General features: G+C 35.1%; 22 protein-coding genes and 1 pseudogene. 12 read left to right on the top strand and 11 right to left on the bottom strand.

Annotated elements, in window-relative coordinates:
- The 5 genes and pseudogenes from ACNQGH_RS15190 to ACNQGH_RS15170 all read left to right on the top strand — a co-directional run.
- A pseudogene (locus ACNQGH_RS15190) lies at positions 1 to 238 on the top strand (glucosamine-6-phosphate deaminase); the annotation flags it as partial.
- Between the two features lie 257 nt (positions 239 to 495).
- On the top strand, positions 496 to 1,980 hold the full coding sequence (locus tag ACNQGH_RS15185) for a glycoside hydrolase family 10-like protein (RefSeq protein WP_417956869.1): 1,485 nt from the start codon (positions 496 to 498) through the stop codon (positions 1,978 to 1,980).
- Positions 1,981 to 2,033: 53 nt separating this feature from the next.
- Positions 2,034 to 4,535 carry a beta-N-acetylhexosaminidase gene (locus ACNQGH_RS15180; RefSeq protein ID WP_417956868.1) on the top strand — a complete coding sequence of 834 codons (2,502 nt, stop codon included), beginning with the start codon at positions 2,034 to 2,036 and terminating at the stop codon, positions 4,533 to 4,535.
- A gap of 11 nt (positions 4,536 to 4,546) precedes the next feature.
- Positions 4,547 to 5,206, top strand: coding sequence for a serine hydrolase domain-containing protein (locus ACNQGH_RS15175; RefSeq protein WP_417956867.1), 660 nt, complete (start codon positions 4,547 to 4,549; stop codon positions 5,204 to 5,206).
- 68 nt (positions 5,207 to 5,274) lie between these two features.
- Positions 5,275 to 5,844, top strand: coding sequence for a serine hydrolase (locus ACNQGH_RS15170; RefSeq protein WP_417956866.1), 570 nt, complete (start codon positions 5,275 to 5,277; stop codon positions 5,842 to 5,844).
- 287 nt (positions 5,845 to 6,131) lie between these two features.
- On the opposite strand, the gene ACNQGH_RS15165 is transcribed toward ACNQGH_RS15170, so the two are convergent.
- The 3 genes from ACNQGH_RS15165 to ACNQGH_RS15155 all read right to left on the bottom strand — a co-directional run bounded on the left by ACNQGH_RS15165 (position 6,132) and on the right by ACNQGH_RS15155 (position 8,712).
- Positions 6,132 to 6,827, bottom strand: a complete 696-nt coding sequence (locus ACNQGH_RS15165; RefSeq protein ID WP_417956864.1) for a T9SS type B sorting domain-containing protein — start codon at positions 6,825 to 6,827, stop codon at positions 6,132 to 6,134.
- Positions 6,828 to 7,093: 266 nt separating this feature from the next.
- A complete protein-coding gene (locus ACNQGH_RS15160; protein ID WP_417956863.1) occupies positions 7,094 to 8,065 on the bottom strand; it encodes an aldo/keto reductase in 972 nt (323 codons plus the stop codon).
- A 77-nt stretch (positions 8,066 to 8,142) separates the two neighbouring features.
- Positions 8,143 to 8,712: a Crp/Fnr family transcriptional regulator gene (locus tag ACNQGH_RS15155; protein ID WP_417956861.1), complete on the bottom strand. Its 570-nt coding sequence runs from the start codon at positions 8,710 to 8,712 to the stop codon at positions 8,143 to 8,145.
- Positions 8,713 to 9,122: 410 nt separating this feature from the next.
- Here ACNQGH_RS15155 and ACNQGH_RS15150 point away from each other — a divergent pair, with 410 nt between their 5' ends.
- Genes ACNQGH_RS15150 through ACNQGH_RS15140 form a run of 3 tightly spaced genes read left to right on the top strand, consistent with a single transcriptional unit; the run spans position 9,123 to position 9,974 of the window.
- Positions 9,123 to 9,386: a helix-turn-helix transcriptional regulator gene (locus ACNQGH_RS15150; RefSeq protein ID WP_417956860.1), complete on the top strand. Its 264-nt coding sequence runs from the start codon at positions 9,123 to 9,125 to the stop codon at positions 9,384 to 9,386.
- 3 nt (positions 9,387 to 9,389) lie between these two features.
- Positions 9,390 to 9,758, top strand: a complete 369-nt coding sequence (locus ACNQGH_RS15145; protein ID WP_417956859.1) for a HipA N-terminal domain-containing protein — start codon at positions 9,390 to 9,392, stop codon at positions 9,756 to 9,758.
- Positions 9,759 to 9,791: 33 nt separating this feature from the next.
- Entirely contained in the window at positions 9,792 to 9,974 is a 183-nt protein-coding gene (locus tag ACNQGH_RS15140; RefSeq protein WP_417956858.1) for a hypothetical protein, read from the top strand.
- A gap of 46 nt (positions 9,975 to 10,020) precedes the next feature.
- Here the strand turns inward: ACNQGH_RS15140 and ACNQGH_RS15135 are convergent, their stop codons facing one another.
- Entirely contained in the window at positions 10,021 to 10,269 is a 249-nt protein-coding gene (locus ACNQGH_RS15135) for a hypothetical protein (RefSeq protein WP_417956857.1), read from the bottom strand.
- Positions 10,270 to 11,417: 1,148 nt separating this feature from the next.
- Between ACNQGH_RS15135 and ACNQGH_RS15130 the strand changes: the two genes are divergently transcribed.
- On the top strand, positions 11,418 to 12,476 hold the full coding sequence (locus ACNQGH_RS15130; RefSeq protein WP_417956856.1) for a SprB repeat-containing protein: 1,059 nt from the start codon (positions 11,418 to 11,420) through the stop codon (positions 12,474 to 12,476).
- 597 nt (positions 12,477 to 13,073) lie between these two features.
- On the opposite strand, the gene ACNQGH_RS15125 is transcribed toward ACNQGH_RS15130, so the two are convergent.
- Positions 13,074 to 15,116 carry an amidohydrolase family protein gene (locus tag ACNQGH_RS15125; RefSeq protein ID WP_417956855.1) on the bottom strand — a complete coding sequence of 681 codons (2,043 nt, stop codon included), beginning with the start codon at positions 15,114 to 15,116 and terminating at the stop codon, positions 13,074 to 13,076.
- A gap of 84 nt (positions 15,117 to 15,200) precedes the next feature.
- On the opposite strand from ACNQGH_RS15125, the gene ACNQGH_RS15120 reads away from it, so the two are divergent.
- Positions 15,201 to 15,368 (top strand): hypothetical protein, encoded by a 168-nt coding sequence (locus ACNQGH_RS15120; protein ID WP_417956854.1) that lies wholly within the window; start codon positions 15,201 to 15,203, stop codon positions 15,366 to 15,368.
- On the top strand, positions 15,369 to 15,554 hold the full coding sequence (locus tag ACNQGH_RS15115; protein WP_417956853.1) for a hypothetical protein: 186 nt from the start codon (positions 15,369 to 15,371) through the stop codon (positions 15,552 to 15,554).
- On the opposite strand, the gene ACNQGH_RS15110 is transcribed toward ACNQGH_RS15115, so the two are convergent.
- The 5 genes from ACNQGH_RS15110 to ACNQGH_RS15090 all read right to left on the bottom strand — a co-directional run bounded on the left by ACNQGH_RS15110 (position 15,547) and on the right by ACNQGH_RS15090 (position 18,400).
- Positions 15,547 to 15,744 carry a hypothetical protein gene (locus ACNQGH_RS15110; protein WP_417956852.1) on the bottom strand — a complete coding sequence of 66 codons (198 nt, stop codon included), beginning with the start codon at positions 15,742 to 15,744 and terminating at the stop codon, positions 15,547 to 15,549. The two genes, ACNQGH_RS15115 and ACNQGH_RS15110, sit on opposite strands and share 8 nt — an antisense overlap.
- The gene (locus tag ACNQGH_RS15105) at positions 15,719 to 16,390 is read right to left on the bottom strand and encodes a type IV toxin-antitoxin system AbiEi family antitoxin (protein WP_417956851.1); all 672 of its coding nucleotides are present in this window, start codon (positions 16,388 to 16,390) and stop codon (positions 15,719 to 15,721) included. The genes ACNQGH_RS15110 and ACNQGH_RS15105 overlap by 26 nt, the downstream gene beginning before the upstream one ends.
- Before the next feature lie 69 nt (positions 16,391 to 16,459).
- On the bottom strand, positions 16,460 to 16,720 hold the full coding sequence (locus ACNQGH_RS15100; RefSeq protein ID WP_417956850.1) for an alpha/beta fold hydrolase: 261 nt from the start codon (positions 16,718 to 16,720) through the stop codon (positions 16,460 to 16,462).
- Positions 16,721 to 17,018: 298 nt separating this feature from the next.
- Entirely contained in the window at positions 17,019 to 17,774 is a 756-nt protein-coding gene (locus ACNQGH_RS15095; RefSeq protein WP_417956849.1) for a hypothetical protein, read from the bottom strand.
- Between the two features lie 29 nt (positions 17,775 to 17,803).
- Positions 17,804 to 18,400, bottom strand: a complete 597-nt coding sequence (locus ACNQGH_RS15090; RefSeq protein WP_417956848.1) for an ABC transporter ATP-binding protein — start codon at positions 18,398 to 18,400, stop codon at positions 17,804 to 17,806.
- Positions 18,401 to 18,723: 323 nt separating this feature from the next.
- Here ACNQGH_RS15090 and ACNQGH_RS15085 point away from each other — a divergent pair, with 323 nt between their 5' ends.
- A complete protein-coding gene (locus tag ACNQGH_RS15085) occupies positions 18,724 to 19,173 on the top strand; it encodes a hypothetical protein (RefSeq protein ID WP_417956847.1) in 450 nt (149 codons plus the stop codon).
- A gap of 81 nt (positions 19,174 to 19,254) precedes the next feature.
- Here the strand turns inward: ACNQGH_RS15085 and ACNQGH_RS15080 are convergent, their stop codons facing one another.
- Positions 19,255 to 20,163, bottom strand: a complete 909-nt coding sequence (locus ACNQGH_RS15080) for a fatty acid desaturase family protein (RefSeq protein ID WP_417956846.1) — start codon at positions 20,161 to 20,163, stop codon at positions 19,255 to 19,257.
- Between the last annotated feature and the right edge of the window lie 4 nt (positions 20,164 to 20,167).

Below are 20,167 nucleotides of genomic sequence, written 5' to 3'. Positions count from 1 at the left end.
ATGGGATATTCACGAAATAGATATGGCTGTCCCTTTAAGCCCGGATGAAGTTTTATTAAAAAGACATGCCATTTTATACCACCAATCTCAAAAAGACAGGGTGATGTTTCAGGGAAATGACTCCAGAGAATTTTGGGTCAGAGCCGAAGACCGCAATAAGAATACGGCAAAGATTTACGACGATTTAGGTTTGGCAGAATACGAAGCTATTGAAGCGTTCAAGCGTTTTTATTACTAAAAATAAATTAAAAGAAGGTTGGGTGGACTGTTATTAAAACCAATTACCCTGCCTGTTTTTATAGTTGGCATTTGATTATAGGATTAGCTGGTTGTTATTTTCATGGATTTCCTTTTTTGACGCAGCAAATAGAAAGGGCTTTCATCCGGTTCCGATTTTTGGTTTGAAATAAATTGCTCAAAAGGACGACCTGTATAGTTCAGGATTGTTGTTATACATTATAAATCACGTTTGTTTTTAATCCAGAAAAGTAAATTATGAATAGCAAAAACGTACTACTAGTAATTATTCTATTATTTCAAATAAACCTTTTTAGTCAAGAAAGCCCCAAAAGAGAAATGAGAGCTGCTTGGATTTCTACCGTAGATAATATGGATTGGCCGTCAAAACAAGGATTGTCAGACAAAGAGATGAAAGCAGAAATGATAACTCTTTTGGATAATTTACGCTCGTTCAATTTGAATACGGTTGTTTTTCAAATCCGTCCCACCGCCGATGCGTATTATAAATCTACAAAAGAACCCGCTTCCCATTGGATTACGGGAAAACAAGGAGTTGCACCAGGTTTTGACCCATTGCAATTGATGATAGAGGAGGCCGGAAAAAGGGGAATGAACGTTCATGTTTGGCTTAATCCGTATCGGGTGCAAAAAGACACAACAAAAGAAGTACTTTCAAAAGACCACTTATACTTCAAAAAACCCGAGTTATTTTTAACGTATGGTACCGCTCGGTATTTTAATCCAGGATATAAAGAAACAAGAGATTTTGTGTCAGCTGTCGTAGGCGAGATTGTTAGAAATTATGATATTGAAGCAGTACACATGGATGATTATTTTTATCCCTATAAAATTACAGGGCAAGACTTTCCGGATCAAAAAGCATTTGAAAAAGATCCGCGAGAATTCAAAGACAAAGAAGAGTGGAGAAGAAATAATGTGGACTTGATAATAAAACAAATCAGGGACACAATAATTGCAAATAAACCCCATGTAGAATTCGGAATTTCACCTTTCGGAGTGTGGAGAAACAAGACAAAAGATTTGGAAGGTTCCAATACTGTGGCAGGGGTTACAAATTATGATGACCTCTATGCTAATATTTTGAAATGGCAAAAAGAAAATTGGATAGACTACGTTACCCCGCAACTGTATTGGCATATTGGTTTTAAAAGAGCTGATTTTGAAGTTTTGGCAAAATGGTGGGGAGAACACAGGTACGGAGCAAATGTGTATATAGGGCATGGTGATTATCGTATTTCTAAAACGTCGAAGGATGAAGAATGGAGAAGTCCGGAGCAAATTGTAAAACAAATAGAAATGATAAGGTCGTTGCCTTTAATAGGCGGCTCGATGCACTTTACATCATCTACTTTGCTGAAAATGGGAGATACGCTGAGAAAGCCTATGATTCAGAAACAATATAAACATTTAGCATTGGCGCCCGAAGCGAGCAGAATTACCCGGATTGTCCCTCAATCACCTATTAAAGCGGTACTGGTTAAAAAAGGAAATAAAACCCTTCTTTTCTGGCAGGCAGGAGCGAACAATAAAAAATTTGTGGTTTATAGATTTACCAAAGGGAAAATAACTGATTTCTCAAATGCTGAGAATATTTATTATGTAACAACCGAGGCAAAATTAGATGTGTCGAATGATACTTTAGAAAACTATATCTATGCAGTTACAGCTTTGAGTCCAACACAAACAGAGAGCGTGCCAATAGAATTTATATCAAAATAAAAAAATAAAAAAGAAAATTTTTTTTAGAATAAAAATAATTGATGCAAAATAGAATGAAAAAGTTCCTGTTAATGATTATTGTGCTCAGCACATTGAATGTATTGCACGCTCAAAAACTCGATTTAATTCCAAGTCCCGTAAGGATTAAACAGAAAGAAAAAGTATTTACAATACCTTCTTCTGTACGCCTTATTATTGATAAAAAATTGGAAAAAAGTTCGGAGTACATCGGAAGTTGTTTTTTTAAAAACACAGGGATTGTTCCGACAATTGCTATTGGAAATAAGCGTAAAAAAAATACAATATTATTTTTGGTAGATGAAAAAATGAGTCTTCCAAATGATGGTTATAAATTGAGTGTTACCAAAAAAGGAGTTCTGGTAAGGGGAAAATCCCCAAAAGGAGTCTTGAATGGTTTTCAAACGTTGTTGCAGATTTGCTCGGCAAAAGAGGTGAAAAAAGGAACTATTCCTTTTGTGAAAATAGCAGATTATCCTCGTTTTGAATGGCGTGGAATGATGCTCGATGTTTCAAGGCAATTTTTTGATAAAGAAACGGTTAAAAATTATATCGACTGGTTGGCAGCACACAAAATGAATGTTTTTCATTGGCACTTAACAGATGATAATGGCTGGAGAGTGGAAATAAAATCAATGCCTGATTTGACTTTAAAAGGGGCTTGGAGAGGACCGGGAGAAGTGTTGCTGCCATCCTACGGTTCTGGAAACAAACGGTACGGCGGGTATTATACCCAAAACGATATAAAAGAAGTTGTAGCCTATGCTTCGGCTCGTGGCGTTGCTATTATGCCAGAAATTGAAATCCCAGGGCACTCGCGTGCGGTAACCGCTAGTTATCCGGAAATTGCTTGTGTTACTACTGAAGAAACAAAAAGTGTGCAAGGGGAAGTGAAAAATGTGTGGTGTGTGGGTCGAGAAGAAAATTTCGAAATTTTGGATTCGATTATCAAAGAACTTGCGGGAATGTTTCCTTTTGATTACATTCATGTTGCAGGTGATGAGGTAAATACAGCTGCTTGGAAACAATGTTCAAAATGCACAGCGTTGATGGAAAAAGAAGGGTATACCGAACCTTTTCAACTTCAGAATTATTTCTTTAAACGGATCGAAAAAATCGTAGAAAAATACAATAGAAAAACGGCGGGTTGGAACGAAATTATGAAAGGGGGAGAACTGAGCCCAAATACAGAAATTTTTGCATGGCAAGGTGTAAGCTACGGCATAGAATCTGCAAAAAAGGGGCGTCAGACAATTATGATTCCAGGTCAATATACTTATTTTGATATGGCTCAGTCAGAAAATGAGCGTGGTCATCGCTGGGCTGCCATTACAGATACAAAAAGAGTGTATTCGTTTGAGCCAATTCCAGAAAGTGATTTAACACCGAAGCAACAGAAATTGATTAAAGGGGTTCAAGGTGCTTTGTGGAGCGAGTATCTGGACCGTCCAACACGATTTATGGAATACCAAAGTTATCCTCGAATCACCGCTCTATCAGAAATTGCCTGGTCTAAAAAAGAAGATAGAAATTGGGACAATTTCTACGGAAGATTAACCAATAGTCATTTACAACGTCTTGCCAATATGGGTGTTGCTTTCAGAGATTTTCCTCCAACGGCAATGTACAAAAATGGCATTATCACCGTAACTCCTCCTTATGAAGGAGCGGTAGTCCGGTATGATGCAGAAGGAAATGAACCCACAAGACAGTCTCCATTGTATACAGCTCCTATTCAGACCAAAGCGTATGAAAAATACAGGTTCCGCACTTTTTTTAATGAAAATTCTTCGAGCCCGGCAGTTCAGGCAGAAAAACCAGCAGTTGCCAATTGGAGTACTTCTAAAGTCGAAACACTAAAGCTATCTCAGATTATCTCTGACAATGTTGATAAAAATGGAATTTGGTATTTGAATTTTGAACCAACGACTGATCATGCTAATAATGGAGTCATCAAAGAGGTATCCCTTTTCGAAAATGATATACTGATAAAAACGTATTCGGAAGAAAAGACTTTAAAATCAAAGCCTCATATGCGATTTTTGATAGACAGCTACAATGAAAAAAACAGCTATCGGTTGGATTTTTCGATTGAAAATAAAGAGGCAAAAGAATCATCAGCCAAGGTTAATTTTAATTGTTCGGGCTATTTGGAACCAACGGTAAAAGTTACCTCTTCGATGATCGAAAATCCTAAATTTCCACTTTCAAAATTGGAAGATTATGCTATTGAAACCTACTTGCGAACAGCTGTTCCTTGCGCAAATGGCGACTGGATTTTATACACTTTCAGTGCTCCTGTGACTGCTTCTAAGATTGATGTGCTGACAGGAATTCCGCATCATCCGCGCTTTATTGTGAATGACGGTTATGTTGAGTATTCCTATAACGGAGTTGATTTTGAAAAAGGTGATGGTTTTGATTACGGAATGGCATCAATTTATCCCAAGCAACCTGTGATGGCAGTTAAAATTGTGATCACGGGCACTAATAATGAACCTCTTGTTGCTTCTCAGGATTTGAGAATTCATCCATAAATTCATATAGAATGAAAAAGATACCGGAATTAATTTTTCTTGCATTGTTTGTCCTTTTAGCATTTGGTTGTCGCTCTTCAAAGAAGGCGCATTTTGACACCAAAAAAAATGAAGTATACGTCGATTCGATGATGAATAATGCACTCGACAAAGGGTTTTTTCCAGGAGCACAAGTTATTGTGGGGAGTAAAGATTCCATTTTTATATCAAAAAATTACGGGTATCACGATTACTCCAAACAACAACGGGTAGGAGCAGACGATGTTTACGATTTAGCTTCTATGTCAAAAGTGTTGGGAGCTACCGTTGTAGCAATGCGTTTGGTAGGAGAGAATAAGATGAGATTAGACGATACCCTTGGAGAAGTGGTTTCTTTTTATAAAAACACACCTATTGCCGATCTGACTCTTTTTGAATTACTGACCCATACTACGGGGCTAAAACCAGGAATCACTTTTTATCAAAGTCTGTTATCAACTGCTGATGGAGTGCCTTTGTTAAACAAAGAGAAATCGGATAATTATCCGGAGTTGTTTGACAATGTTTATGTTAATAAAAATATTGTTTACGACAAGAAATACCTTTCTTTTGTACCCAAAGAGAATTATGTTCAGATCTATAAAAATATGTGGTTGAATCCTGATTTTTTAAAACGGTTTATGAAAAAATAGCCCTAGCCAAAACAAATCCACGGGGCAAATATTTGTACAGCGACTTGAATTTGATTCTTGTACAAAAAATGATGGAGGAGAAAACGGGTATAACGCTCGATAGACTGGCGAAAGAAATTTATAGGGAATTGGGTATTTCAAAAATTGGATACAATCCTTTACAATGGACATCGAAGGAAGCCATAATACCAACAGAAATTGATAATTTCTTTAGAAAAGATACCATCCAAGGCTATGTTCATGATGAAGCAGCCGCTATTTTAGGAGGCGTTTCCGGAAATGCAGGCCTATTTGCAAATGCTGAATCCATCTCAGTAATTTGCCAAATGTTGCTCAATAGAGGAAAATACAATGACAAACAGGTTTTAAAACCCAATGTCATCAGAGAATTTACAAAATCGCCCCTGGCCAAAGAAGGAATTTATCGGGGACTTGGTTTTGACAAACGTAAACCAGATGAATTTTATCTGAAAAATCATTTTGGGCATACAGGTTTTACAGGGACTTTTTTCTTTGTGAGTCCCGATAAAAACAGGTTTTTAATTGTTCTTACCAATCGCGTCAATCCCGTTCGAACGAATCGACTGATGTATAAAGATGATTTTTGTCCAAAAATTTGGAAACAAATAAACAACTGAGAAAAATAAATGAAATAAATAGTAATAAATTAGAAGATTCATTTGATGAAAAAATGAATACTACTATTCGTTAGTGAATAAATCGAGGTTAAAAATTAGTTTGGTATCCGCCTATGACGTTTTTCACAGCATTTAAACATAATTTTGATTCGCAATTCAGTTGTTTTATTTACGGTTTTCACCGTGCTTATGGGGACGGGAACTTATTAGCGACATGTTGGCTAAGTGGAAGTATGACAGAATGAGTTTTTTAAATTTTAATTAAGATATAATAACATTGATGTCCCCTATCTTTTTAATGAAAAGTGACCCGTTTTATTGGTTCCATTCACAAATACTATTTGAAACCAATAGTCTGTAGACGGTAAGGGTTTTTCATTTAAAGTTCCATCCCATCCTTCATTATAACCCAAAGTTTTTAAAAGTTTTCCATAACGATTATAAATATAGATGCTGTAATTTGGATCAGTTATTTCAGTAATTTTCCAGCTATCATTTATGCCATCAGCATTTGGAGTGAAAAATTTCGGGATAGTATACAGTAAAGGATCCCCATTGTTTTCCAAATCACAATCAAGACTAGTAGAAACATTTAGATGTATTTTTGTTTCTACAGTGCAAAAAGTACTGCTATTAGTAACCTTAACTGTTATTTGTTCATAGTCTTTTTTAGAGTTCTGATACGATTCATATATAAAAGCACTTATGTCATTTTGATTACTATCAAAATATGAAAACTGATAAAGAGTAGGATCATCAACTAGAAGTGAACTTGTTTTTGACAGATTAAATACCGCATATCCGTTTCCGGTAGGGCTACAGGAATATAAATCGGGGATTTTATTTAAATTAAAAGAAGCTTTAGTCTGTAATTCTATCTGAGTATCCTCATAACAATTTGAGTTATGTTTATTCTCCACCCGAATATGGATCGTTTCAGAATAAGGATATTTATTAGAATAAGTTACAGGTAAAGGTCTCATTCAACAGATAGTGTTCTAAAAGAATATTACTTAGATCCGACAATCTTAACGGCTTTTGAAATTAAAATATTCGGCTAAAGTCAAAAGGTATAAATGAAAAACTACATTTCATATATACCTTTTCTATTTAATGCTTAGTACTATTTTTATCTCGATTTATAAAATTCCTCACTCCCATACCTCACTCCTGCATTTGAGGTCTGAGGATATTGTAAATTTTAAAGATAAAAAAAAACGTTTTTGCTTTGGTAGCGAGACCAGTTTAATTACTTGCCAATTTTCGCCTGCATTTGTGAAGGATAACGGTCGCCTAAAATTTTGATTGTCGCCAATGCTGCATTTATTTTGTTTAGTTCATTGTTTGGCAAAGAAATGTTTGTTCCGCCAATATTTTCTTGTAGGCGATGTAATTTTGTTGTGCCGGGTATTGGGACAATCCACGGTTTTTGAGCTAGGAGCCAAGCCAATGCAATTTGTGCAGGCGTTGCGTTATTACCTTTCGCAATAGCAACAACTAAATCAACTAATGCTTGATTGGCTTCTCTGTTTTCTTTGCTGAAACGAGGCGACATATTTCTGGCATCAGTTTTTTCAAGCTCTGTGTCAGCATTTATAGTTCCTGTAAGAAATCCTTTTCCCAATGGACTGAACGGAACAAAACCAATACCCAATTCATCTAATGTTGATATTATTTCTTTTTCTGGTTCACGAAAAAACATAGAATACTCACTCTGCAAAGCAGTAACAGGCTGAACAGCGTGTGCCTTCCGGATAGTTTCTGCATCTGCTTCACATAAACCGAAATGCTTTACTTTACCTTCTTGTATCAGATCTTTTACTGTGCCTGCAACATCTTCAATAGGTACATTAGGGTCAACTCTGTGTTGGTAGAATAAATCAATACAATCGGTTTTTAACCGCCTTAAAGATGCTTCTGCAACGGCTCTAATATTTTCAGGAAGGCTGTCCATTCCCAACATTGTCTTGCCTTGCTTGAAACCAAATTTGGTAGAAATGACTACTTCCTTGCGAAACGAAGCAAGGGCTTCACCCAATAATTCTTCATTGTCTCCGTAAGCTTGGGCTGTATCAAAAAAAGTAATGCCGTGTTCAAAAGCGGAACGCAATAATTTTATGGCTTCATTTTTTGAAGGTGCATTAGCAAAACTTAATCCCATACAACCAAAGCCCAGTGCAGATACTTCTAATCCGTTGCTTCCTAAATTTCTTTTATTCATTTTTTAAAATTTTAAATTTCTGGTACAAAGGACAGTAATACAAAATGAACAAGACTTGTCAAATGGCAAAAAGTGATTTAGCGAATATTTTTTCTTATTCTGCTTAATGAAGATTGTGTAATGCCCAAATAAGACGCTATGAAAGATAGGGGTACACGATTTACTAAAGTTGGGAATTTTTCAATAAACTCAAGATAGCGCGTAGCGGCATCTTGCGAAATCAATTGGCTTCTTCTTTCTAATTTCTCCCTATGGTGTTTTGCAGTTATTTTTTGAATGATGCTATCCCATCCAACAATGGTATCGGAAATTTCTTTCCAATCCTGTTTTGAAAATAGGGTTAGTTTGCAATCAGTAACAGCTTGCAGGTATTCGGAAGGAATATAGTTTACTTCAGAAGTATGTCCATCTAAAATCAAATGATTTTCATCAATAAAGTAACGTGTGTTTTCTTCGCCCTTATTGGTATAATAATATACCCGAAGAACACCTTCTGTAATAAAACCAATCTGCTTTACCATCTTTCCTGCTTCCCAATAGTATTCGTCTTTGCGAAGTTCAAACTCGTTCGCTTTTTTGGAAATGAAGTCTATTTGTTGTTGGTTTAAATTACCAAACTGCAAAATGTAATCTATAAATTCTTTCATGGGAGGAAGTTAGTGATAGTTATTCTTTGAGCATTTGCCATTTGGTAAAAAGTGTTTTTATCAGGGCAGCTTTATTCCCGACCGAAAAATCGTCAACGGAGACGGTTGTTAAATCTTACTGCCAACATCTCATGATCTGTTCATTATTTTATTGTGTTCATTTAAAATGAACAGGAAAATATAGTGAACTAAATAAAAATAACCAAATAAATTGTGATTAATAATGTCTTGATGCTAGACCGTTATTGATTTTATACTTTATTTAATTCGAATCATATAAAAACGGAATGAATATAATAGCTTTTCAATTCTAAACTATATTAAAAACATACGATTAATATAGTTTTTGTATGTTAAAGTATACTAATAGTATAATTTTGGCTATATTTGTATATTAAAATATACTATGTATGTTGGGTACAACTAATATTAAAGATGTAAAACTTAAGATTGGTGAATGGTGTAAACAGAAGCGACGTTTGTATGGATTGTCTCAGGATGATTTAGCACAAGCCTTAGAGATGTCACGACTCACAATTAGAAAACTAGAAGACGGTAAAAATGTTACTCTTGATACTTTATTAAAGGTAGTGAATCATTTTGATATGCTGGAAGATGTTTATAATGCAATTGATTCTAATATTTCTGATAATAATATTAATTCTTTATACTAAATTATGGCAGCTAGTGGACTTATAGATGTTTTTGTCTTTGGAATCGAGATTGGTAAATTGGGTTATAGTATTGATGAAAAAAGAAGTTATTTTCAATATAATCCAGATTTTTTAGATTCGGGGAAATACAGCAGGATGTTTCCTTATATTTTTAAGCGACATAAACATCCTCAGATATTTAGCCAATACGAAGGTATTGCCTTTAGAGGTCTACCACCAATGATTGCTGATTCACTTCCTGATATGTTTGGGAATATAATTTTTAAGGAATGGTTCGAATCCAAGTCTATGGCGTTTGATAAAATTAGTCCATTAGACCAGCCCCAAATCTATTATGTAATCCAAATTCCAGTTTTTTGTAAAATAAACTAGACACTTTTATGTATTTGTAGTAAATAGTCTTGCATGAAAACTACTGATTATATAGCCTTTACCATAGAAAAATTTCCAAAAGGATATGTTTTTATCTATGCTGACCTTACTACAGAGGTGAATAAAAAACAAGCTGTAATAAAGACATTGAATCGCATGGCAGCTTCAGGTAAGATTGCAAAACTATGCCTAAAGGAAAATATTACAAACCTGTGAGCACACCTTTTGGCAGCTCAAATCGTTAGCTTTTTTCTTAAACTCTCTATTCTAAATCGCCAACAGCGGCTATCTGGTCGAGTATATTCGTTTGATTGGGTGAAATGTAATTTTTTACTTCACTAGTGTTTTCTTTCTTAAAAAGAAGGTCTAACGCATTGTATAATCTTAATAAAACCTCTCGATCCTCTTTCTCAATTTCTAAAGCGGTATTAAAATTAAAAACATAATTATTCGAATTGCGAACTTCAACTTTTATCGTTTTCGACGTGATTTTAAATTTGACTATATCCATATTGTTCCATTACTCTTTTTAGGCATTTGACATTCTCTGATCGAGTTCAGTTTTTATTACATTCTTTTTGTTTTATCTATCTTCGTCTGTTCTCTATTATATTGCGTGGTAAAAATAGTGTTTTGATTTGATGTAAACACAAATCCTTAGATAATATAAGGATGCTAAACTCTTTTCTTTAATTCAACGGATGGGGTTCTAAAAGAGTATTATTTAATCCGAACAGCACTATCTGCTTTGGAAATTAAAATATTTGGTTAAAATTCAAAAGGTATTAATTAAAATCTACATTTTATTGATCCCTTTTCTGCTTAAAGCTTAACAAGAAGTCTTGTTTCAATTTATAAAATTCCTCACTTGAGAGGTCTTAGGTCTGTGTTTTCGAAACATAATTTCAATAAAAAAAACTTAAAGAATTACTGTTTAAGGGTTTGCTTTGGTAGCAAGACCGAGATTTGAACTCGGGACCTCAGGGTTATGAATCTGAAAACAGTTTTCAAATCCCTGTGTTTACTGGGGTTGGCAAAGCTATTTTAGTATAAAAAAAATACAAATCGTATGCGTTTTAGTATTCCAAGATTGTTAGATATTAATGCTTTTGAAACCCAAAAATAAACAATTATAATAACATGTGAATTTTACTTTAGAATTTAAGAAATTCACAAAAGAATCAATTTCAATAACCAAACTCTTATTTAGAAAATTGACCGTAAAAAGCAGCATATCTCCAAAAGGTTGTTTTTCTTTTGTACTAAAATCGGTTGTGTTCACTCTGTATTCCAAAATTATTTTATCACCTAAATATTACTTCTCTCAATACCTCTAAAACACAAGTAGAGTTTTTTCTTACGCACATTAAATCATAATTAACGGATAATATACGAAAATTTCTACTTATAGTTAAATTATAAGCAAGCTACCATTTATTTCTAATGAAATTGGACGCGAGGTTGTCACAAGATTTATTTTTTAGCCGAACGCATTTACCTATGATTTTTTTGTTTTTTTGTAAATTTAACATAATTAACTCTAAATCATTGCCTTATGAAAAAATATTTCTTTATTGGTCTCACCCTGGTCGGATTATTTTTTAGCACTGAATTGTTTTCACAAAATACCGTCAAGGTTACTGAGTGCAGTCCTAATGGATGGGTACAACACTAATAGATCTTGGGGGAACTGTATTATTTAAAGATCAACCGCCCCCTCTAATGGGATTGGGATCTGGCAGTCTTGAAGTATATACACCACAAGATTATGTCAGAATGCGAAACGTGTTATATGCTGGCTCTTTGTTGTCCTCTTTTACAGAATTCAGCTATAGTACTCTTATACAATCTCGCAGTGATCTTAAAAATGCTCCTTTTATCGTCCTGCAAATTGATCTCGATGATGATGGCGATATAGATGATAACCTTGTGTTTGAACCACAATTTCAAACAGAGCCTATAATAGAAAATGTCTGGCAAACATGGAATGCGATGGTTGGCACCTGGTGGCTTGGTTCTCCACCTCCGGACCCTGCCGGGGGGGGGCCATTTTATGATATCGCCTCCTATTTGAAGGTGAAGGAAAATAAAAATACCAAGATTGTTAATACCGGGGTATTAGGAGGGATCAGACTTACCGCTTATGTCACAAATTTTAAGGTCAATGTTGATAATTTCAGGATTGGCATTTACGGCGTAACTACTGTGTTCGATTTTGAAAATTCCATTGCCGGTGCCGATGCCGGTCCGGATCAATCTGTTTTTCTCGGGTATTCAAACTGTACACAATTGACTGGAACGGCAACAGGAGGTGTTGCGCCTTATAGTTATTCATGGTCTCCAGGAGGCTCTTCCCCTCAATCCAATACTACACAGGTTTGTCCGGAAATTGCTACCATTTATACACTGAAAGTAACTGATGCTAATGGCTATTGTCGGACCGATAATGTAATCATCAATGTTCATGATGTGCGATGCGGCAAAGGACTAGAGAAAGTGCTGCTTTGTCACCACGGAGAAGAGATATGTATAAACAGGATATTTGTTCAGGAACACTTAGATCATGGTGATAGATTGGGTAGTTGTCGAAAATTCCCTTATGAGAGGAAATTTCCCGTAAAGATTTTGGAAAAACCCGCAAAGATTTTGGAAAATAACACAATCAAAACAAATACAAAGATTAAAATCAAAACTAATACAAAGATTATAAGGGAGTAGCATAATTTAGGTCGTATAAATTCTATCGAAGACGAAAACTTTTAACATTAAAAGAGCCTTTCAGAAATGCACTGCCCCAAAAAGTTAGATACTTTTTGGGGGTATTTGTAAGGAAAGAAAAGTCAAGTACAGTTATGAATTGAAACTACGTTGCGTAGATTTTGTTGTCAAGAAACATTATTCCTGTGGAGCTGTTTCAAAATTAGAAGGTCCAAATGATTTCAAGTCGATATTTTTAAAACCCAATAAAAAACCCTTAAACAATTGCTATTTAAGGGTTTGCTTTGGCGGCGAGACCGAGATTTGAACTCGGGACCTCAGGGTTATGAAAATTGGAAATTGATCATTGTTGTTTTGTAAGTGGTTGATATTTAATTATTTGAATTTTTGTTCAAAATGGGTTTTTAAGTTTTTTTGTGGTTTTCCTCACTCCTTTTCCTCACTCCTTTTAATCTGTGTTTTGATTCTGTTCCTTGGTAGCATAACCTACCGAAAACACCAATAAGTAGATTTATGCTCGACAGCTGCGACAGTCCCCGATTTTGTTATAATACCTTTCTCAGTATTTTATGTTGTGTTATAGCACATTTTATATTTTTATTCTTTCACCTTAGGTATTGGAGTGAATGGTTTGATACCAAAAGCAGGATACACCTCGCTTGGAAAGTAAAAAATGCCACCACGAGATACCATAGATATTGTTTTGATGGCTTTGATGTTCTTTACTGGATTTCCAGGGATTAAGAAAAAATCGGCCAATTTACCGGGAGCAATGCTTCCGAGATCTTTATCTCCTAAATAGTGAGCCATATCATAGGTTGCCAGCTTTAGCAACTCAGCAGGTGTATAACCCAATTGTTGGTAAAGCTCCAGTTCGCGATGGTAGAAGAAAGCTCCTCCTAGATCGGTTCCGGGTACGATAAAGATTCCTTTCCTTTTCATCATTTTTAAGGTTTCCACAATTTTATCAAAACCTTTTCGATAGGCTTTGTCATCTTCGGGACTGGCTATTTTTGATAAGGCTACCTTGAACTCTCGCTGTGAGTTTGGGGGCATATGATCTATGAAGTCCTTGGTTCCTTCCCAAACTTCTCCATTTCTAGCTTTCGTCAAGACTTCGTGGATGGCTAAGGTTGGATCAATTGCAGTTTTGTTCTGAATATATAAATCCATGGTTTCCTTTACCTTGGGACTATTCAGGTCTAAATCTGGAAATTTTTTTAAAGCTGTAAGGCGAAGCAGGGTACGTGTATCTTCATCTGGCTGTAAAACCCAGCCCAACATGGTTTGATTAATATGTGTCATTTCGTCAAAACCAGCTCGTAACATCGCATTGGCATTTGAGAACGCAGGCACATGTCCGCATACAAACATTCCGTAATCATGGGCTTTTTTAACAATAGCTGGTGCCCAATCTCCATTCATGGAATTGTAGAGTTTTACACCATAAAAGCCCATATCATGATATTTATCTACCGCGGCTAAGGCTTCTTCTTTATTAGAAACCAATATTCCATTATTTGCGCTGTATTCACTTTTGCCTTCAATAAAGCCCAATCGATGAATGCGAGGCCCCGCTAAAACGCCAGTATTTATTTTTTTGATCAATTCGTTCAACACTTCATTGTCGTTCCCCATATCCCGAAAGGAAGTAATACCTGCCAAAATATTTAACAGCGCGTCTTCATCACCACTATGGGCATGCATTTCATACATTCCAGCCACCAAGGTACCTCCTGAGCCATCAATGATGACTTCGTTCTTTTCCGTGGTATTTGCGGCATCGATGCTTACTACGCGGTCACCATCTACTACTACTGATGAAGGTTTAGACAGCGCCAACGTATTAGGATTGAATATTTTTACGTTTGCAATACGCACCTTTTTTCCATAATTATGGGCATACTCTTTTTGCAGGGCCTCAAATCGTTCCGTCGAATATTTTTCGGCTAAGGCTCTGAGTGCTTTTTCCTCAGATTCAAAACCCTCACGAACAATGACAAACCTTGGGCTGATTACTGCAAATAATCGTTGGTCTGCGTCTACAATAAAGTACGAGGGGTTGATATCGGCTCCAGATAATGCATAGGTAGTAAGGTTGAGTCTAGTTGAATCAACGGTAATGCTAGTTTTTTCCATCTCAGTAAGCTTGAGGGTTCCGGCGGGGAGCACATCAAATGAATGATTAGGTGATTTTAATAAGCTACGTGCGGTAAGTATCATGGCATAAGGACTTCCGGATTGATTTACGTACCACAAGGCATTGGGAACGGTATTACTACCACTTCCAGTGGCGTCGGTCCATGAAGCATTGGTTCCGTTTAAAGTATAGTGTTCATCCACGGCATTTCCAAAAGTGGTATTACCAGTAATATTCCATTGAAGTGGAAAGCCATCGGTGTTCAACACAATGGTTTCTTTAATAGTTGGCCCACGGCCATTGTTTTTATAGTCGTAATTTATTTGAATGGTATCCCCAAGGATATTGGTTTTAAGGTGCCCGACAGTGGTACTGCCAAAAATGACGCTAAATGTTTCGTTGCCTTGATAATTTGCCAAAGAAGTCACTTTTGGAGATTCTTGTTTACTAGGAATAAACAACATTAAGACAAATGATAGGTAGAAAAACAGTATTTTCATAGATGGTTGGTTTTTAAGAATGTATGAAGGTAGTTATTTTATGTTTAGTAGCACACTTATAACTAATAGTTTAGCTGTAAATACTTGCCAAATAGAAAGCATCATTATAAACTTAAAAAAAATAAAATAAGGCAAGCACAATTAATCACTTATCAATTAAAGGATATTTCTCAAGCGGAATATCTTAAGCAAATGGTAGGACCAGATGCGCCAATTTTAGCGGAAGTAAAAGGTCTTATTTCAAAAGTTTGATTGGCGGACGAAGAAAAAAATACTGTTGTCGAGTTCTATTTATGGGAAAACAAAACCGCAATGGAAGACTTTATGCATTCTGATCCAGTAAAAGCAATTGTAAGCCGACCGTTCGTAAAGAATGTTTCTTCGGTTGACTATGAAGTAAATCAAAATCCTTTATTAATTACTCGGGGACTCAAATAGGAAGTAGATCTTCTATTGTGTTGACAGAAGGAATATGATTTATGGCACTCATCCAAAGATCCCGAGCTACTGCTCCTACCAAATAGAAATCAATATCGAATTTTTTTAAACCTCTTTCCAATGCTGAAAGCATTTCGGAAAGTTGGGGTTGCTGGCGTAATTGTTTAAAATTTATCTTGTAGGTACTCATCGTATATTTTTTGCGCTGTTTCGGTACATCTTCTGTCTCCTTCGTTTATTAAATCGGCATAGGCCAATAATGGATGAACCACATTGTTATTTGCGTCATCATTCTCCCAAAACTTTTTGAACACTTTTACATTACCATTGTTATCTGGAACCAGACGATAATTTTTCATTAAATCCCCCCTGGCTTCTGTTGTATAGATTGTCAACTCTTCAGGGCGTAAATAATTTGTAAAAACATCACCAGCCGGTTCTCCTCCCCACCATGTTTTACCGCTTTGTAGCTGCAGCTTTTTCCAATTGTAGAAGTCCTCTTCTTTGAGAAAACGAAATGTTCCAATTGTTAGTGTTGGTTTTAAGCGTTTTTCATACTCCAATATCCATTTTTCGAGCAGCTTCTTTTTATTCTCCAATTTATACTGCTCTTTGTTTAGCTGCAATAGGTATTCTTCTTGTTTCAAGCCTGTAAAGATGTTATTTACATTTCCAATTCCTGTGTTGGTTTCTTCGGCAATTTGTCTGTAGGTATAATTAATCCACTCTTCGTTTATCAGGAATTGATACACCACTTTTAAGCCTGTTTTTGTAAATGCCCTATTCGTTGTTTTATCCTTGATTTCAATGGGATTGTTGGCTTCTATCCATAACAATAACCCTTTCTGTTATCATTTCATCTGATGGAATGTCTCGATCAAAAAAAATATCCTGTGTAGAATGTTTTACAAAATCATAATTTTTACGCTGAAAGTATCCTTTTGAAAGGGAATATTACTTAAGCCTGAACTACCACAAAGAACTAAACCCTTGATTTTGTGATTGGATTTAATTGCATAGTATAAAGCTGTTCCACCTCCCATAGAACTTCCAATAATAACTGCTTCCTCAATTTGTAAATCATCAATAAACGATTCTAAATAGTCGCCAAGAATATCAATAGTACAGTTACTTAGGGGCATGTCATACATTGGTAAGTACGGCATGATAAAGCGGTTTTTTTTGAAATGAGTTCAGATACTTTTTCAATATTAAAAATCCCTCCGAACAAGCCATGACAAAAAATGACTGCCTTTCCTTTACCGGACTCAAGAAAAGCATGATTACCTATTACTTTTTGTGAAACAACTGATTCTAAATGAGCAGGAATAGTTCGGATAGGTGCCCTATTTTGAATAAAAATATCTTTGTTTTGGTTCTTATTTTGACCAAATAGTAATGAAACTAGGCTCATAATATGTTCTTTATTGAAAAATTATTTAAAACGGATAGTTCTATATCTGATTAATTTACTTTTTTTATTTTAACAGCTTGTTTGATGCGCATATTGTAATATGAAAGGATAATAGCTGAACCAAAGAAAAAAAGCAAATAAGTAATGCTGACAAAAATCGATGTTTGTAGAGGAACTTCTGTAAATGCAGCTCCCACTGATAATTGTGTAGGGTGATAAGCAGGTAACATTTGAATAATAAATTTATTCCTGGCTTCCGAAAAGAAAATTGGGTTTTGTAGCCAGCCGGCATCTATATTTGCCATCAGGATAACTGTCAACGTTCCTTCGAGGGCCCCATTGATTATGCATCCCACCAACATTCCGTAACCCCCGTAAATAAGCCCGTTAAATAACATTCCCAATAGCATCGTCCAAAAATGCAGAGGCTGAAAAAAAATCAGAACAGATAAGCCAATACAGAATACCAACAATACGATAATAAAGAACATTACGGCTAATGCTGATAACATTAGCTCTGCAGGATAGTACCCACAAAGAACTAGCCGTTTGTTAATTTCTTTGTATTGCAGAACAATGTTTAGGGAAACGAAAGACGATAAAAATCCAATTGTTGCCATCGAAACAAAAATTAATGACAAATTTGCCTCTGTTGCCTTTATCATTGTTTTTGTTTCTGCAATTCCAAGCTCGAATAATATTTCTCTTCCAGAAGCTGTAAGCTGGACAATACAAATAAAAAGGACAGGGATGCCCGTTAAGAGAAGTAAAACTATTTTTTGGCGCCCCAACATTCTGAAGTGCATAATAAAACTTGTGAAAAATTGATTCAGTCTCATTGCAGGCCTCCTTCTTTTAAAGTCAAAATCTGATCAAACCGTTCAACATCATTTAATAAATGTGTAACTAACAGTATGCCTTTTCCCTGATCTTTCAATTGAAACATCATTTCCCTGAAATGTTGATAGGTTTCCAGGTCAAAAGCACCATAAGGTTCATCAAGTATAAGTATATCGGGGTCGTTCAGAAGCGCAATTGCAAGGTTTAGTTTTTGCCGGGTACCTCCGCTTAGATGTTCAACAAGGTAATGCTGGTATTTTTTGAAACCAAGTTGATCCATCAACTCATCTCGTCTTGCTTTCCAGTAATAGTTAATCAACCCATAAGCAGAGGCGAAATACCTGAAATTTTCTTCAACGGTAAGCATAGAAAAAAGGAGCGGATACTGCGGACAATAACCTACTTTACCAGTTAAAACAACTACACCTTTATCGGTGCTTATTTCTCCGATAAGAATCCTCATTAATGTGGATTTACCAACTCCATTTTCACCAACTACTGCATTGAGTGTGCCAGGGTTTATAGTAAAAGATATATTACACAGAATTTCCTTTTTACCGTATGACTTTGATATGTGTTTGGCACTAATCATTTTTTGGATAAAATATAGTTGATACGTTGTAAAAAAAAATATTAGTAATCTACTTCTACAGGATGTTCCTAGGTTGATACATTGCCGCTAACGGATAGAGGCTAGGCGAAGTTCTTTTACTAATTTAGTAGTTAAAGGTAAATAAAAATTTTAACAATATTTACTTATTTTAATAAATAAGATGAATATATTGCATCTGTGAAGTTAAATGATACTGTTTATTTCAATTGACAGATGCGACAGAACCGCATAATTTGTTTAATTTAGTCAAATAATAGATTTATGATTGATGCGACAGTTGAATTATAAAATAAACATATAAAATGAAAACCTTATTCGATTCAACAGTTTATCCAGAAATTCTAAACCGAATTGAAAAACTTAACCCTTCCTTAAAACCAAAGTGGGGGAAAATGACTGTTTCTCAAATGCTTGCTCATCTCGATTTATCTTTATGCGTAAACTTTGATGAAATTGAATTAAAAAAAGGATTGTTAGGTAAATATTTTAGTGGGATATCCCGCTGGATATTATTAGGAGAAAAACCTTTTCCTAAACATTTACCTGCAGATAGAAAAGTGTTGGTTAAAGAAGCTTCCGATTTTTTAACTGAAAAAACAAAAGTAATGGATTCAATACAAAAGTATTTAAAGAAAGGGCCAAATGGTATTTCAAGAAAACCACATTATGTTTTAGGAAAGATTACTCATGAGGAATCAGCTTTCTTAACATATAAACATCTTGATCATCATTTAAGACAGTTTGGTGTTTAGTGAACTTATATTAATGTAATTACAAAAAAAAAGAGTCTCTCTTTTTATCATGAACCTGTAACTATATTTTTTTAAATGGAATTATGAATGATGTTCTTTTGGCGATGGTTCCTTGGTCAATTGTGGGCCTTTCCATAAGCTCAAATAGTTTCTTAAAAATGTAATTCGTCCATCACTATTTTTAATATATTGTGGTAAATGCAACCAAGGAATTTTTGGGTTTTGGTGATGCGCTAAATGAAGATTGAAATTCAGATATACTAAATTCAGCCAAACCGGCACTTTTAAATTATGAGCGCCGTTTATAATATCACGGGGGCTAAAAGCATGATTAACATAATTCTGTGAAGACCATATAAAACCATTTATTAAATAAAAAATAATCCAAGTACTAAAATCCCAATTTATAAACCATAGGCATAAAACTTGAAAAATAATTATACAGATAGATTCTATTTGCGAGGTCTTTAATTTCAACACATCATCAAAGCCCTCTACGAATCCTTTTATTTCAGTATGTTTTTTAAATAAGGTGGAATTTACCAACTGTGGAGCAATAGCAAATAAAACCACCGATAACATCACTCCCAAATAACCTAAACCGATCATCATTAAATAAAGATTTCCAAAACGAAACCATTTATTCTGATGTTCATAATACAAGTCCCACATTTCCTCATCTGTTCGGTTTTTTTTATGATGTTTGAAATGACAATGGCGATAAAAACTGTAAGAAAAAATAAAAATAGTACAAAGCCAACGCCCTAAAAATAAATTCCAGAATGAATTCGGATGAAGGGTATAGTGGACTGATTCATGCATAAGAGAATATACCGGTATCATAACAATTCCAAAAACAATTCCCAATAGAAATTTATAAATCAACAGGTGAGTTAGTGAACTTGTATATAAAAGACTAAAATATAATACAGAACAAATAACAATAATAGAGATGTTTTTTTTAGCAGGTATACTATAAAGCTCTTTCATTTTT

The sequence above is a fragment of the Flavobacterium kochi genome (assembly GCF_048286715.1).
Taxonomy (GTDB): domain Bacteria; phylum Bacteroidota; class Bacteroidia; order Flavobacteriales; family Flavobacteriaceae; genus Flavobacterium.
Note: the sequence above shows the minus strand (reverse complement) of the source record. Positions and strands in the feature narration are given on the sequence as shown.

Coding starts and splice junctions, on each gene's coding strand:
- ACNQGH_RS15100 (WP_417956850.1), bottom strand. CDS start 16,720: ATGCCGTACTTACCAATGTATGACATGCCCCTAAGTAACTGTACTATT.
- ACNQGH_RS15135 (WP_417956857.1), bottom strand. CDS start 10,269: ATGGATATAGTCAAATTTAAAATCACGTCGAAAACGATAAAAGTTGAA.
- ACNQGH_RS15145 (WP_417956859.1), top strand. CDS start 9,390: ATGGCAGCTAGTGGACTTATAGATGTTTTTGTCTTTGGAATCGAGATT.
- ACNQGH_RS15160 (WP_417956863.1), bottom strand. CDS start 8,065: ATGAATAAAAGAAATTTAGGAAGCAACGGATTAGAAGTATCTGCACTG.
- ACNQGH_RS15110 (WP_417956852.1), bottom strand. CDS start 15,744: ATGAGTACCTACAAGATAAATTTTAAACAATTACGCCAGCAACCCCAA.
- ACNQGH_RS15080 (WP_417956846.1), bottom strand. CDS start 20,163: ATGAAAGAGCTTTATAGTATACCTGCTAAAAAAAACATCTCTATTATT.
- ACNQGH_RS15095 (WP_417956849.1), bottom strand. CDS start 17,774: ATGCACTTCAGAATGTTGGGGCGCCAAAAAATAGTTTTACTTCTCTTA.
- ACNQGH_RS15130 (WP_417956856.1), top strand. CDS start 11,418: ATGGGTACAACACTAATAGATCTTGGGGGAACTGTATTATTTAAAGAT.
- ACNQGH_RS15150 (WP_417956860.1), top strand. CDS start 9,123: ATGTTGGGTACAACTAATATTAAAGATGTAAAACTTAAGATTGGTGAA.
- ACNQGH_RS15175 (WP_417956867.1), top strand. CDS start 4,547: ATGAAAAAGATACCGGAATTAATTTTTCTTGCATTGTTTGTCCTTTTA.
- ACNQGH_RS15125 (WP_417956855.1), bottom strand. CDS start 15,116: ATGAAAATACTGTTTTTCTACCTATCATTTGTCTTAATGTTGTTTATT.
- ACNQGH_RS15085 (WP_417956847.1), top strand. CDS start 18,724: ATGAAAACCTTATTCGATTCAACAGTTTATCCAGAAATTCTAAACCGA.
- ACNQGH_RS15155 (WP_417956861.1), bottom strand. CDS start 8,712: ATGAAAGAATTTATAGATTACATTTTGCAGTTTGGTAATTTAAACCAA.
- ACNQGH_RS15185 (WP_417956869.1), top strand. CDS start 496: ATGAATAGCAAAAACGTACTACTAGTAATTATTCTATTATTTCAAATA.
- ACNQGH_RS15140 (WP_417956858.1), top strand. CDS start 9,792: ATGAAAACTACTGATTATATAGCCTTTACCATAGAAAAATTTCCAAAA.
- ACNQGH_RS15170 (WP_417956866.1), top strand. CDS start 5,275: ATGATGGAGGAGAAAACGGGTATAACGCTCGATAGACTGGCGAAAGAA.
- ACNQGH_RS15090 (WP_417956848.1), bottom strand. CDS start 18,400: ATGATTAGTGCCAAACACATATCAAAGTCATACGGTAAAAAGGAAATT.
- ACNQGH_RS15165 (WP_417956864.1), bottom strand. CDS start 6,827: ATGAGACCTTTACCTGTAACTTATTCTAATAAATATCCTTATTCTGAA.
- ACNQGH_RS15180 (WP_417956868.1), top strand. CDS start 2,034: ATGAAAAAGTTCCTGTTAATGATTATTGTGCTCAGCACATTGAATGTA.